This window comes from Hymenobacter glacialis, assembly GCF_001816165.1.
Lineage (GTDB): Bacteria > Bacteroidota > Bacteroidia > Cytophagales > Hymenobacteraceae > Hymenobacter > Hymenobacter glacialis.
The window spans coordinates 103,089-115,755 of the sequence record NZ_MDZC01000068.1; the positions used below are offsets into that span (position 1 = coordinate 103,089).

Here is a 12,667-nt window from a genome sequence, read left to right on the forward strand (position 1 = left end):
CGGGCGTGTAGGAAGGAGAGTGAAAAACCCTTACCTGTTTCGCTCATTCACTCATTGAAAAGGAGCCCGCCAAGCAGCTGCTCGGCCAGGCGGTGGGCTATTTCGTCGGGGGTGAGGTTGCCGTCGGGGCGATACCAGGCGGGCAGCCAGTTGAGACTGGCCAGCAGCGTAAGGGCCGCAAAAGCAGCATCGGGTGCGTGCAGCTCCCCTTGCGCCAGGCCCCGCTGAATAAGCGTGCGAAAAGCAACCTCGTACCGGTCGCGCAGGGCCAGAAACTCGGTGCGGGCGGGCTCGCTCAGGTGGCGCCACTCGTGCAGAAACACCGCCGAAGCCGCGCTGTCGCGGGTGAGCACGCGAACGTGGGCCTCAATGGCCTGCCGCAGCTGCGTGGCAACCGGCGCCGAGTTTTGGGCCGTGGCCGCGGCAAAGCCCGCAAAAAACTCCTCGGCCAGGCCAAAGCACACCCGGTGCAAAATTTCCTCTTTCGACTTGATGTGCGAGTACAGGCTGCCCGCCTCCAGGCCCAACTCGGTGGCAAGCTCGCGCATGCTGGTAGCGGCAAAGCCACGCGCTCGAAACAGAGCCGTGGCCGTACGGTCAATCTGGGCCTTGCGCGAACGTTGGGGAGCTACAGTTGGCATGATGCATTGCAAAGGTATACTTCCTAACGCTCGTTAGCCAAAAAACGTTGCAGGTATTTTTCTAGATTGATAATGGGTGAATGACTGGTTGCTATTCTCTTGAGCGAAAAGCAAGGCACCATTAAATCCGAAGCAGTGAGGGACCAAAGCAACCTTAAAGAGTATATTTGCCCGGATACTGACATTTCTGAGCTTAATCACTTTTATGAAAAAACATTACTATTTGCTGTCGGCCGCTCTGCTGCTGACCGGCGCTGCGCACGCCCAAGGCACCGAGCTGTTCTTTTCCGAATACAACGAAGGCGCCCACCAGCCGGGCCTGAGCTACAACGGCGGCGCGTCGAACTCGACCGGTAACGAAAAGGTCCTTGAGATTTTCAACCCCACTACTTCGGCCGTAAACCTGGCGCCTTATTCCATCCGGCGCTATTCCAACGGAGCTCCCCTGGGTAGCCCCCTCATGGAAGAGGAGCGGCTGATGCGCCGTACCGGTGCCAACGTGCTGAACTCGCAGAGCACGCACGTGGTAGCCAACCCCGAAGCTACCCTACTGGATATTACGCGTGTGGCCAACCAGTTCAGCGCCTCGCGCCAGAACAGTCCGGTGAACGCCGCTACTTCGCCCAACATCATTCAGGTGGGCGGCACGGTGTGGTTCAACGGGGACGATGCCATGGCGCTGGTGCGCTACCCCAGCGGCACGGCTGGCCTGCCCAACGTGAACGCCGGCATCATCATCGACATCATTGGTTCAATTGGTGAGCAGCCTTTGCTGGCCAACGGCAATGTGGGAGGCAACTGGAGCGGTACCAACCCTGCCGACGGCACCCCCGCCGTGTTCGTGCTGTCGGCCAACCAATCAATTATGCGACGCCCCGAGGTTTCGCGTGGCCTGCGCGCCAACCCCACGCCGCAAAACGTGCCCGGCTCGAACCCTCCTACTCGCAACCCGGGCGGCTACAACATTGCCGACCAGTGGGTAGCATACGGCTCGGCCTTCACCGGCGCGGGCGGAACTGTGAACGCGGGCGCCCAGCTCTACAACCGCCTAGGCGAGCACCTGGACTACTCCGGCCCGAACGGCGTGTACCAGTCGACCATCACCAGCACGCTGGAGAAGTTCAACGCCAACATCAGCGTGTATCCCAACCCCGCCCGCGGCACGGCCACGGTAGAGATTAAGGACGCCAAAGTGGGCAACGTAGTGGTGCTTAACAACCTGGGCCAGCGCATCTCGGCGGCGGCCAAAGGCCAGGGCCAGGAAAAGCTCACCCTGGACATTTCCGGCCTGAAAGCCGGCCTCTACTTCGTGCAGATATGGAGCGCCGACGGCCAGACCAAAATCTACAAAGAACTGGTGGTTCAATAGTTTTTAACGGTTAGCTGTTAGTGATTAATGGTTAATTGATAGTTGGCTTTTTGAGGAAAAAGGAGGGAAGAGATTTCCTCCTTTTTTTGTGGGCGTACTTTTGGGCAATAGCACGGCGCCATGAATAAAGATTTTCCTCATAGCGCCGCTTGCCATGCCTCACCTGCCAATAGTTAGCCATTAACCGTTAACGACTAACCGTTATCCACTGACCATTAACCACTAATTATGTCTGAACTGACGCCCCTGACTGCCATTGGCGAATTTGCCCTTATTAGCCGCCTGCAAAAAGGCATTAGCATGCGCCAGCCCGGTACGGTGCTGGGCATTGGCGACGATGCGGCCATTATTGCGCCCACGGCCGGCACCGAGCTGGTGATGACCACCGATTTGTTGGTCGAAGGCATTCATTTTGACCTGGCGTTCTGCCCGCTGCGCCACTTGGGCTATAAGGCCATTGCCGTGAACGTGTCGGACGTGGCTGCCATGAACGCGCTGCCCACGCAGCTGGTGGTGGCCCTTTCGGCGGGCCCGCGCTTCACGGTAGAGGCCATTGAGGAGCTGTACGCGGGCATGCGCCTGGCCTGCGAGGCCTACAACGTGGACCTGGTGGGCGGCGACACCACCGCCAGCCGCGGGGGGCTCACGCTGGCCATCACGGTGCTGGGCGAAGCCCCCGCTGGCGAGGCCGTGCGCCGCAGCGGCGGCCAGCCCACCGACCTGCTCTGCGTGACCGGCGACCTGGGCGGGGCCTTCCTGGGCCTGCAGGTGCTGGAGCGCGAAAAGCAGGCTTTCCTGGCCGACCCCGAAACGCAGCCCGAGCTGGCCAACTACGAGTACATCGTGCAGCGCCAGCTCCGGCCCGAGGCCCGGCTCGACATCGTGCACGAGCTGCGGGAACGCGGCATCCGGCCCACCAGTATGATAGATATTTCGGACGGGCTGGCATCGGAAGTGCTGCACTTATGCGCCGCCAGCAGCACCGGCGCCCGGGTGTTCACGGAGTTCCTGCCCCTGGCCAACCCCACGCTGGAGGCAGCGGCCGAATTCAACCTCGACCCGCTGACCTGCGCCCTGAACGGGGGCGAGGATTACGAACTGCTGTTTACGGTGCCGGTCACGGACCACGAGAAACTGAAGAACCATCCGGACATCACCATTATTGGTCACCTGACGGCTAAGGAAGACGGCGCCAACCTGGTGACCAAGGCCGGACAGGCTGTACCGTTGCAGGCGCAGGGTTGGACGAGTTTTTGACCCAGTTGGTCGCGTGGGCTTCAACTTAGCCCCTGCACAACCGTTAGAATGGGCAGGAACACAACCGGAGTGGCACGCTAATTGTCTTTTGTCCTGCAACGGGGATGATTCCTCTCAAAAAATTTAATCTCTTCATCATGAAAAAGCTCCCATTCGTTCTCAGCCTGATTATGCTGCTCAGCGCCGTTTTCAGCGTATCCTCCGTGCAAGCTCAGGACCGCAAGGGCTGGAGCCCGCAAGCTAAAGGCGCCGTAATTGGTGGCCTGGGCGGGGCTGCTGCCGGTGCCATCATCAACAAGCGCAACCGGCCCGTTGGCGGTGTGGTAGGCGGCGTGGCCGGCGGTGCCGTTGGCTACGGTGTGGGCAAGCACATTGATAACAAGCAGAAGGAGCGGGCTCGCATTGCGGCCGCCAACCGGGCTGCTGCCAACCGCGAAGCGGAGTACCGCCGCTCTATTGCCCGCAGCAATGCTCGCCAGACCACCACGACCACCCGCATCCAGACCACGGCCGTGCCGGTGAACAGCCTCGTAGCTTCGAGCGCCGAGTACAATGTGCAGCCTATGCCCGCTACCTCGGGCTCGGCTTACCTGCCCAACGACTCCTACGGCGACCCGTCGCACCCTTATTCTACTTCGGAGTACCGCCGCAAGAGCTGGTAGTTGCCCGAGTTGTCTGACTACTAAACCCCGGGCCTTGTGCTCGGGGTTTATTCATTATAGCCCGTATAGCAATATGCGCTAGCACCGGCTACATTTACTTTTTCTTCACCTTTTAGTTTGAATCATGAAAGCCCTCCTGTATAGTTTGCTCCTGGCCGCTACGCTCACTTCCTGCACCAAAGCCGACGAAGCGGTGAACATTCAGAACCTGAACCAGGAATTTATTGGCGCCTGGAACAGCAAGGATTCCGGTAAAATCAATGGCTACCTGGCCGACGACGTAAGCTTTGTGCAGGGCGATGTGCACTGGAAAGGCAAAGGCGAGGTATCCCAGAAATGGGTGAATGAGACAATGCCCACTATCAGCAGCTTGAAAACCAGCGTGGTGAGCTCCTCCACCGATGCTAATATGGCCTACGAAGCCGGTACGTTTTCGGTGGATGTGCTGCCGCCTGCCCCCGGCCAGCCCGGTGGCATAGGCGAAGGCAACTACATTTTCCTGTGGAAAAAAGGCGCCGATAAAGCCTGGAAGCTCAGCTACGCCCAGCTGGAAGACCTGCCCGTGCGGGCTCGCTAATTAAGGAACGCTAGGTTGAGTAACTAAACTCCTCCGAAGCATAATTAACGGTCATGCTGAGCAGAGCCGAAGCATCTCGCGGTGAGTAATCCAATCGTTAGGTTTACTGCCACACGCGAGATGCTTTGGCTGCGCTCAGCATGACCGTTTTTATTTGCCTAACGCGACAGGCCCAGCGAGTCGCGCCAGGCAGCATCCGCGTTGTTGTGGGTGCGCCAGTAGTCGAGCTTGATGCTGCGCCGCTGCGTGGCGCGCGTGGTGAGCAGGCGCGGCGCCGGACCAAAGCCGTCGAGGTGGCTTTCTTCCCAGCCGAGGATGCGGTGTGGGAAGGCTTTTTCGAACCGGATGGCGAGGGTGTGCTGCTTGGTGCCGGCGTAGGCTACGGTGTAGACCTGGGCAGCAGAAGCAGATGACCCCGACGTTGCTGTGCTGAGCGTGGCGGTAGCGGCTTCGGAATGCAAGGGCAGGTGCTGCATGCGGCAATAAGCCGCGCCGGGCACCAGCTGAATGTTGCCGGTGGGCAGGCCCGCCGGATTGAGGCGGATGCGGTTCCACAGCTCGTCTTCGAGCAGGGCTACGTCTATTTTGGTTTCGGTGTCGCCCTCGCTTTCGAAGTACGACTTTTGGGTGATGCGGTACTCTTTGGCGCCCAGGTTGAGCTGCGTGAACACGTGGCCGCACCATTCCTGCATCGACATGCTCACCTTGGGGCTGTGCGGGTCGGCGGCGAGGTTCAGGGGCGTGAACGTGGAGGTGAGGATGGAGTAGGGGTAGATGCCGGTGTTGAACTTCTTGTTGAAATTCAGCTTGAGCACGGGCAGGCGGTCGGCGCCCGCGGCGGCGGGATTGTCCAGCTTCACCTGCTTCTTGCGGGACAGGTCTTCGCTCACAAAAATCAGCACGGCTTCACCCTGGTGCAGCTCGCCGTAGCGGGCCTGGGTGAGGTCGTAGCTGGTGAGCTCGGCTTTGCCCTGAAACCAGTACGCGCCGAATTCGGGCGGGAGTGGGGCCGCTTGCTGCGCCTGCGTTTCAGCGGGTGCGGAGGAGCATTGCGCCCCTATCAGCAGCAAGGTTGGGACCCAAAGTAGTAGGGAGAGGGACGCGCGCATAATGATTGTGGGTAAAGGTGTTACAACAAAGAACGTCACGCGGAGCGGAGTAGAAGTAACTATCCCGCGCCTCTTGTCATGCTGACGAAGGAAGCATCCTATCACCGGGAAACGATTTGTTCTCCGGTGATAGGATGGCTTCCTTGGTCAGCATGACAGATAGAGCAGTAGAGACGCATCGACTGCGCTCAGCATGACGTTCTTGTTGTTGCGTAGCTTCCTATTCTAATCTTCCGGGTACGGCACGAAAACGAACTTCGTGAACTCCTTATCCAGCACGAAGAGGCAGCAGAATTCGTCGGCGTCCTTGTAAGTGGCCTGGAAACCTTCGACGCCTTCTTCGCTGATGATGCCTTGCTGCACGAACAGCTCCAGGTAGCTGGCGAAAACATGCCATTCCAGGTTCAGGTCATCGGCATTTACGAGGAGGCCACCGAGGGGCACTTCCTGCTTGGCAAACACGAAAATGGGGTATTTACTGAAGTCGCCCTTGCGAATCTGGGAAGAGGCTTCGAGCAGGGTATCGCACACGACGACAAAATCCTTGGTGATGGTGCCGAGGTATTTGCCGCTGAGTTCGGGGTCGTTGAAGTAGTCCATTTAATCTTTATTTTTTGACCGTTAACAGATACGCACTTGCCTCATCCGTCAATTGCTCCCACATCGGATTATCCATTGCAACATGCTTGCCCATGTTTTTCACAAAGCCTCGTGGTGTAAACCAACTCCACTTCCGAAAGAGAGTTTGTCCAAAAAGAGTCGAGGGGTACAGAATAAACGTGTGCCAATTCGTTTCTTCAAAAGAATATGCTGGCACTTGCTCACGAATACAATAGCCAAAATGCTCCTCAAGAAGAAGCGGGGCGGCAGTACCAACAACGTCAAGATTGAAGTAATTGATTTGGCCGTTAGAAGATACTAAAACTACGAAGTCGGACTCATCGTCCATAATTACTCGGGGAGCATAGCCGATGATTTTAACGTCTGAAAGTGGTATGATAAAAGAAGGAGCCTGGCGCACCGTGCCCGTAGAACTGACTGGAGGGGCCTCGTAACGAATGAATTCCTTGTCAACTGTGAGCATGTTACAGACTCGTTAGGTCACCTACTTCAACTCCAGCGCCACCACATTCTCCACGTGGTGGGTGTGGGGGAACATATCCACCGGCTGCACGCGGGTGACTTTGTAGGCGGCGTCCAGCAGCTCTAAGTCCCTTGCCTGGGTGGCGGGGTTGCAGCTGATGTACACGATGCGGGGGGCGCGCAGCTCCAGGAGGCGTGCCACCACGTCGGGGTGCATGCCGGCGCGGGGCGGGTCGGTGATGAGGACGTCGGGGCGGCCGTGGTGGGCGGTGAACTCGGCCGTGAGGATGTCCTTCATGTCGCCGGCGTAGAACTCCATGTTGGTGATGTTGTTGATTTCGGCGTTCACGTGGGCGTCGGCCACGGCTTGCTCCACATATTCTACGCCGATGACTTTGCGGGCCTGGTGGGCCACGAAGCTGGCGATGGTGCCGGCGCCCGTGTAGAGGTCGTACACCAGTTCGTCGCCTTTGAGGTCGGCGAACTCGCGGGCCACTTTGTAGAGCTGGTGGGCGCCTTCGGAGTTGGTCTGGTAGAAGGACTTGGGGCCGATGCGGAAGCGCAGGCCTTCCATTTCTTCCTCGATGTAGGGCTTGCCCTTGTACGTCACCACTTCCAGGTCGTGGAAGGTTTCGTTGCCCTTGCTGTTGAGCACGTAGTTGAGCGAGGTGATGCCGGGGAACTTGGCATGCAACGCGTCGAGCAGGGGCTCAATGGCCTCGTCGGCGTGGTAGCACTGCAGAATCACCATCAGCTCGCCGGTGGTTTGGGCAATGCGGATGATGAGGTTGCGGAGCAGGCCGGTCTGGCGCACGAGGTTGTTGAAGGGCAGCTGGTGCTCGTGGGCATAGTCGCGCACAAACAGGCGGATTTCGTTGCTCGGCTCGGGCTGCAGCCAGCAGTGTTCCACGTCGATAATCTTGTCGAAACGGGTGGGCGTGTGGAAGCCCAGCACCTCGCGGTTATAAGTGCGCGAGTCGTCGTTTATCTGCTCGGTGGTCAGCCAGCCGTTGTCGCTGAAGGTGTACTCCATCTTGTTGCGGTAGTACGTGCGCTGCGGCGAGGACAGGATGAACGGAATCTCGGGCAGCTCAACCTTGCCGATGCGGGTGAGCTGGTCAATGACCTGGTGCTGCTTGAAGTGCAGCTGCGAATCGTACTCCAGGTGCTGCCACTTGCAGCCGCCACACACGCCAAAATGCTGGCAAAACGGCGTAGTACGCAGCTTGGAATACTCGTGAAACTTCACCGGCACGGCTTCCAGAAAGCTCTTCTTGGCCTTGGTGACGCGCAGGTCCACCACATCGCCGGGGGCCACCTGCGACACGAAGATGACCAGATTCTCGACGCGGACGAGGCACTTGCCTTCGGCCACCATGTCCTGAATTTTAACGTTGCGAAGTAACTCGGCGGGGATATTTTTAGCTCTGCTCATAGAACTACAAAACTACTGCCCAGACCACGGATTGGCTCGGATTTCAGCGGATTTCACGGATTTTGTAGCCGCCGCACCAATCCAGCCGTTGTTGCCCGCACTCCATAAAAAAAGCCGCTCACAAGAGCGGCTTTTTCCAAACCATCCAAGCCGTCCACAAAATCCGTGAAATCCGCTAAAATCCGAGCCAATCCGTGGTCCTATTTGATTACCTCGAACCAGTTCTTCACACTGCTGCCGTTGGGCAGTTTCAGGAGGTAGTAGTAGGTGCCGGCCGGGGTTTTGTCGTCGCCGCCCCAGTTGTTCTGGTAGTTGGTGGTGCTGTACACCTCCCGGCCCCAGCGGTTGAACACCGTGAACGTGTTGCCGGGATACAGCTGCACGTTGTCGATGACCAGCACGTCGTTCTTGCCGTCGCGGTTGGGCGTGATGACGTTGTAGGTGCTGACGGCATTGGCAAAGTCTACGCCGGCCTCGTTGGAGTTGGACAGGAGGGGAGCAGTGCCCGTGCTCACGGCCACCACCCGGAAGTCCTGCCGGAAGCCCGCGCCGGTGATGGCACCGGGCTCGCCGTTGGCCACGGTGGCCTGCCGGGCGCTGGCGGGCACGGTGCTAATGAGCACCGGCGAGCCGCCGTCGATGCGCCGGAAAATGCGGTATTCCGCTACCGGGAAGCCTACGTAGGCGTTCCAGGCGAGAGCGGTGCTGCCCTGGTCGCGGCCGCCGGTGCCGGGCGTGGCGGCGTTGGTGGCCGTGAGGCGCACGGTCTGGGCCAGGGTGCTGAGCACGGAGGTGGTGCAGCCGTTGGCCAGGTCCAGCTGGTATTCGTAGGAAGTGCCGGCCGCGTCCACAGCGTTGTTGTCGGTAAAGGTGGTGGCTGAGGCGGCTACCGTGCCCACCGCAGTGAACGTGCCGGTGCCCGCCGCCCGGCGCAGCACGCGCACCGGGTTGGGGGTGTTGGCGCTGTTGGGCGCGCTCAGGGTCAGGATAATGCGGTTGTTGGAAGCGGCATCTACCGAAGCGGCGCGCAGCGTGATGCCGGGATTATCCAGCAAAACGGTGCGCGTGGCAGCTGGCCCGGCGCAGGAAGCCGGCGCGGCCGTGATTTCAACGGCGCTCACCGAGTACGGCCCGGAGGCATTGAAGAGCACCGTTACCTGGCTGCTGGTACCGCCGGCCGTAACGGTGCCGCCCACCACCGTCCACTGGAAGCTGGAGGAGGGAGCGGCATTGGCAATGGCGTAGTTCTGGGGCGCGGCGGTGTTGCACACGAAGCCGGAGCCCGAGATGACCGGCGCCACCGGAGTAGGATTCACGGTGAAAGGCGTGCTAATAAGAGGCCCTACGCAGCCGCTGACGGAGGTTTCGCGCACTGTGAGGGCGTAGGTGCCGGGCGCGGGCAGGGTGCTCAGCACACGGCTGTTGCCGGTGCCCGCCAGGGCCGTGCCGTTGAGCTCAAACACATAAGTAGAACCCACAAAGCCGCCGGGCAGGGAGAACGTCACCGGGCCGTTGGTCTGGCACACCCGCACCGGGCTCACGAGGGCCAGCGTGCGCGGCGTGGGGTTAATCAGCACCTTGAGGGTATCAGAAATGCCCCGGCAGATGCCGCCGGCGGGGTTGCTGGTTTCCGTCACCACAATCCGGCCGATGGTGGGCACGGCCACGGGGGCCCAGCTCACGGTCACCGTGTTCTGCGCGGTGCTCACCTGCGTGCCGCCGATTATCTCCCAGGAATAGCTGGAGCCGTTGGCAAAGGCCCCGCTGCGGTACGTATAAGGCCCATCGGCCTGGCAGATGGAGCGGGGCAGCGGGGCCACCGCCGCGATATCGCCGGGGCCAGTAGGCCGCACGGTTTGCAGGCGCTGGTTGATGATGACCGGCAGCGTGGTAGTGTCCGAAGAGCAGCCCTGCGCATTCCGGCGAAACACCTTGAGGAAGGCGCCGGTGCTGGCCGCGCCCCAATTCACGGTAATGGCCGGCGTGCCCTGCCCGCTGGCAATGGTGCCGCCGCTTATCAGCCAGGTGTAGGCCGTGGCGGCCGGCGTGGGCACGGAGTAGGCCAGGCCCACCACGGTGGGGCACACCGAAGCCGGGCCGACGATGGCCTCCGGAGCCGGGCGCGGGTTCACGGTAATGGTCACGGCATCGGTGCTCACGCAGCCTGCCGCCGAGGTCACGGTCACCGTCAGGGTAACGGTGATTGGCACGGAGGTGAGGTTAACGCCCGTGAATACGGGCTGGGCGGAGGTGGCACTGCTCAGGCCTGCGGCCGGGCTCCAGCTGTAGGTGTAGCCGGCGCGGGCCGGGGCACCCAGCGTCACGCGCTGGCGGTCGCACACGGCCGCATCGGGACCCGCCTCAGCAATGGGCGAAGGGTTGACCGTCACGGTCACGGTGCCGGTGCTGGTGCAGCCGTTGGCCGTGGTGGCGGTGAGGGTGTACACCTGGGTGAGCGCCGTGGTGCCGGTGTTGGGCAGCGTCGCGGTGGGCTGGGCGGTGGTGGTACTGCTGAGGCCCACGGCCGGGCTCCAGCGGTAGGTGATGCCCGCCACTGCCGGCGCGCCCAGCGGGGCCGAGGGCTCATTGGGGCACACGCTGCGGTCAGGGCCGGCGTTGGCGGTGGGCAGGGGCGTGACCGTGACGGTGGTGCTGGCCGCGATGGTGCAGGTGCCATCGGTGCCCACCACGGTGTAGGTGGTGGTGGCGGTGGGCGTCACGGTGAGGGTGGGGCCGGTGCTCGTCTGGCCGCCGCCGCTCCAGGTGTAGGTAAGGCCGGCCGGGCCCGCCACGGAGAGCGTGGAAGAGCTGCCGATGCAGATAAGCGCGGCGCTGGGCGTAACGGTCAGGGGCGGAATTGGGCGAATGTCGATGGCCTTGACCACCGAATCGGTGGGGCAGCCGCGCGAGGAGATGCCCTTGAGCACCAGCTGGCCGGTGGTAGCGCCGTTGGCCCACGTGACCTGCACGGCACTGGTGCCCTGCCCGCCGGTGATGGTGCCGCCCACGGCCCGCCAGCTGTAGGAAGCGGGCACAGCACCGATGGCCGTATAAGTGCGCGCCACCGACGTTTCGCAGATGGTATTCGGCCCGGCAATGGAATCGGGGCCGGCGGCCCGCGTCACGGTGATGCGGAAAATGTCGGAGGCCAGGCGGCCGCCGCAGCCGTTGTCTTTCACCGTCACGCCCAGGTCGTAGGCCTGGTCGCGGGCGTTGCCGCACACGGAATTGAACACAAACGTGCCGCTGACCGTGCCGGTGCCCGAGGCCGTGGCCGTGCCAGTAAGGTTGCCGGGCTGCACGGTGCCGGTATTGCCGTTGAAGGTGGTGTTGAAGGGCCCGCTGCCATCGAGCAGGGCACTGTTTACGGTCATTACCAACGGGTTGCCACTGGCTTGCGAGGCCGTAATGGGTATGCTGAGCGACTGGCCTTCTTCAATGGTGTAGTTGCGGGGCGTCGTAACCAGCGGGGGCAGCACCGGCGGCGGCGTGGGCGGGCAGCTGGACACAACGAGCTGCAAATCGCGCCGCGTGGTGCCAATCAGTACTTCCCGCCCGTTGATGGTGCGGTATTCCGAGACGTCCACGGCCACCACGTACAGGCCGTTGTTGCGGGCTCCGAACTTGGCAACTCCCGTGCTGGGGTTGATGAGGGCAAAGTTGCCCGCTCCTGTGCCGAAGGGATTGGTTACGCTGAAGCCCGGCAGGTAAGGAACAGGCGGCGGCAGTGGTGGGAAGGAGGTGGTGTTGGTACGAATGCCGTAGGGGCTGCCAAACGAGTACACCAGCCGGTCGCCATCGGCGTCAAACGCATTGTTCAACGTGATGGTGGTGTCGTTCTGGCACACGATGGCCACGGCCGTATCCGAAAACACCGGCGACCGGTTGGGAATGAGCGGCGGGGCCATGCTCACAAACAGCGTGAGGGGCTGGGCGGCGTTGAGCGGCGCGTTGAGGTTGGTGAGGGTGTAGTTGCGGGCCTGTTGCGAAAATACCGCGTAGTAGCCATCAAAAGACACGGGTAGGTTCACCGTGCGCACGTAATTGAGTAGGTAAAAGGGCTGGTTGGGGCCCACCACGGCGCAACCCGCCGGAATAACCGGCCGAATGGGCTGGCCCAGGACGCCCTGGCGGGGAGCACTAAAGCTGGTAACCAGCGCGCCCGAAGTGCGGTTATAAATCTGCACCGTTACGTTGGCCGGTGGGTTGGCCACGGTGGGGTCGATAGTCGACAAGCCATTGCTATACAGCGTCACCGTGACTTCGTACCGGAATGGCGTGGTGCCGGGGCCGTTGGCGTCGAGGTAGCGGTAGCTCATCTCGCCGCCCAGCAAGTGCGAGGCCAGCGCCGGGCGCGCGCCCACCGCCAGCAGCGCCAGCAGCAGCAATGAACCAAGGAGCTGCCGTAGTAAAGATGTTGACATACTAACTATTAAAGAGGGGGGAAGCAATGAAGAAGCAATTGCCCAACGGCCTACTGTAGCAAGCCGTTGGGCAGGGAGAAAAAATCGCTGGCAGGAATGAGGCGAGGCGC

10 protein-coding genes are annotated in these 12,667 nt (G+C 61.3%); 4 read left to right on the plus strand and 6 right to left on the minus strand.

Features of this window, described 5'->3' with window-relative positions; genetic code table 11:
* Positions 1-47: 47 nt before the first annotated feature.
* Positions 48-641: a TetR/AcrR family transcriptional regulator gene (locus BEN48_RS10750; RefSeq protein WP_070734738.1), complete on the minus strand. Its 594-nt coding sequence runs from the start codon at positions 639-641 to the stop codon at positions 48-50.
* A gap of 205 nt (positions 642-846) precedes the next feature.
* Here BEN48_RS10750 and BEN48_RS10755 point away from each other — a divergent pair, with 205 nt between their 5' ends.
* From BEN48_RS10755 to BEN48_RS10770, 4 genes are all read left to right on the plus strand, one after another.
* The gene (locus tag BEN48_RS10755; protein WP_070734740.1) at positions 847-2,010 is read left to right on the plus strand and encodes a T9SS type A sorting domain-containing protein; all 1,164 of its coding nucleotides are present in this window, start codon (positions 847-849) and stop codon (positions 2,008-2,010) included.
* Between the two features lie 228 nt (positions 2,011-2,238).
* Positions 2,239-3,267 (plus strand): thiamine-phosphate kinase, encoded by a 1,029-nt coding sequence (thiL, locus tag BEN48_RS10760; protein ID WP_070734742.1) that lies wholly within the window; start codon positions 2,239-2,241, stop codon positions 3,265-3,267.
* Positions 3,268-3,404: 137 nt separating this feature from the next.
* Complete coding sequence (locus tag BEN48_RS10765; RefSeq protein WP_070734907.1) at positions 3,405-3,929, plus strand: YMGG-like glycine zipper-containing protein; 525 nt, start codon at positions 3,405-3,407, stop codon at positions 3,927-3,929.
* Positions 3,930-4,053: 124 nt separating this feature from the next.
* Positions 4,054-4,506 (plus strand): YybH family protein, encoded by a 453-nt coding sequence (locus BEN48_RS10770; protein ID WP_070734744.1) that lies wholly within the window; start codon positions 4,054-4,056, stop codon positions 4,504-4,506.
* Positions 4,507-4,664: 158 nt separating this feature from the next.
* On the opposite strand, the gene BEN48_RS10775 is transcribed toward BEN48_RS10770, so the two are convergent.
* The 5 genes from BEN48_RS10775 to BEN48_RS10795 form a co-directional block, all read right to left on the minus strand.
* Positions 4,665-5,615, minus strand: coding sequence for a hypothetical protein (locus tag BEN48_RS10775; RefSeq protein WP_070734746.1), 951 nt, complete (start codon positions 5,613-5,615; stop codon positions 4,665-4,667).
* Between the two features lie 225 nt (positions 5,616-5,840).
* On the minus strand, positions 5,841-6,215 hold the full coding sequence (locus BEN48_RS10780) for a hypothetical protein (protein ID WP_070728946.1): 375 nt from the start codon (positions 6,213-6,215) through the stop codon (positions 5,841-5,843).
* Between the two features lie 7 nt (positions 6,216-6,222).
* Positions 6,223-6,699: a hypothetical protein gene (locus BEN48_RS10785; protein ID WP_070734749.1), complete on the minus strand. Its 477-nt coding sequence runs from the start codon at positions 6,697-6,699 to the stop codon at positions 6,223-6,225.
* A 21-nt stretch (positions 6,700-6,720) separates the two neighbouring features.
* Entirely contained in the window at positions 6,721-8,133 is a 1,413-nt protein-coding gene (gene rlmD / locus BEN48_RS10790; protein ID WP_070734751.1) for a 23S rRNA (uracil(1939)-C(5))-methyltransferase RlmD, read from the minus strand.
* A gap of 200 nt (positions 8,134-8,333) precedes the next feature.
* Positions 8,334-12,557, minus strand: coding sequence for a gliding motility-associated C-terminal domain-containing protein (locus BEN48_RS10795; RefSeq protein ID WP_083320973.1), 4,224 nt, complete (start codon positions 12,555-12,557; stop codon positions 8,334-8,336).
* Between the last annotated feature and the right edge of the window lie 110 nt (positions 12,558-12,667).

What these genes read in the sequence shown, in the direction of transcription:
- BEN48_RS10750 (WP_070734738.1), bottom strand. Translation starts at nt 641, where the DNA reads ATGCCAACTGTAGCTCCCCAACGTTCGCGCAAGGCCCAGATTGACCGT.
- BEN48_RS10755 (WP_070734740.1), top strand. Translation starts at nt 847, where the DNA reads ATGAAAAAACATTACTATTTGCTGTCGGCCGCTCTGCTGCTGACCGGC.
- thiL (WP_070734742.1), top strand. Translation starts at nt 2,239, where the DNA reads ATGTCTGAACTGACGCCCCTGACTGCCATTGGCGAATTTGCCCTTATT.
- BEN48_RS10765 (WP_070734907.1), top strand. Translation starts at nt 3,405, where the DNA reads ATGAAAAAGCTCCCATTCGTTCTCAGCCTGATTATGCTGCTCAGCGCC.
- BEN48_RS10770 (WP_070734744.1), top strand. Translation starts at nt 4,054, where the DNA reads ATGAAAGCCCTCCTGTATAGTTTGCTCCTGGCCGCTACGCTCACTTCC.
- BEN48_RS10775 (WP_070734746.1), bottom strand. Translation starts at nt 5,615, where the DNA reads ATGCGCGCGTCCCTCTCCCTACTACTTTGGGTCCCAACCTTGCTGCTG.
- BEN48_RS10780 (WP_070728946.1), bottom strand. Translation starts at nt 6,215, where the DNA reads ATGGACTACTTCAACGACCCCGAACTCAGCGGCAAATACCTCGGCACC.
- BEN48_RS10785 (WP_070734749.1), bottom strand. Translation starts at nt 6,699, where the DNA reads ATGCTCACAGTTGACAAGGAATTCATTCGTTACGAGGCCCCTCCAGTC.
- rlmD (WP_070734751.1), bottom strand. Translation starts at nt 8,133, where the DNA reads ATGAGCAGAGCTAAAAATATCCCCGCCGAGTTACTTCGCAACGTTAAA.
- BEN48_RS10795 (WP_083320973.1), bottom strand. Translation starts at nt 12,557, where the DNA reads ATGTCAACATCTTTACTACGGCAGCTCCTTGGTTCATTGCTGCTGCTG.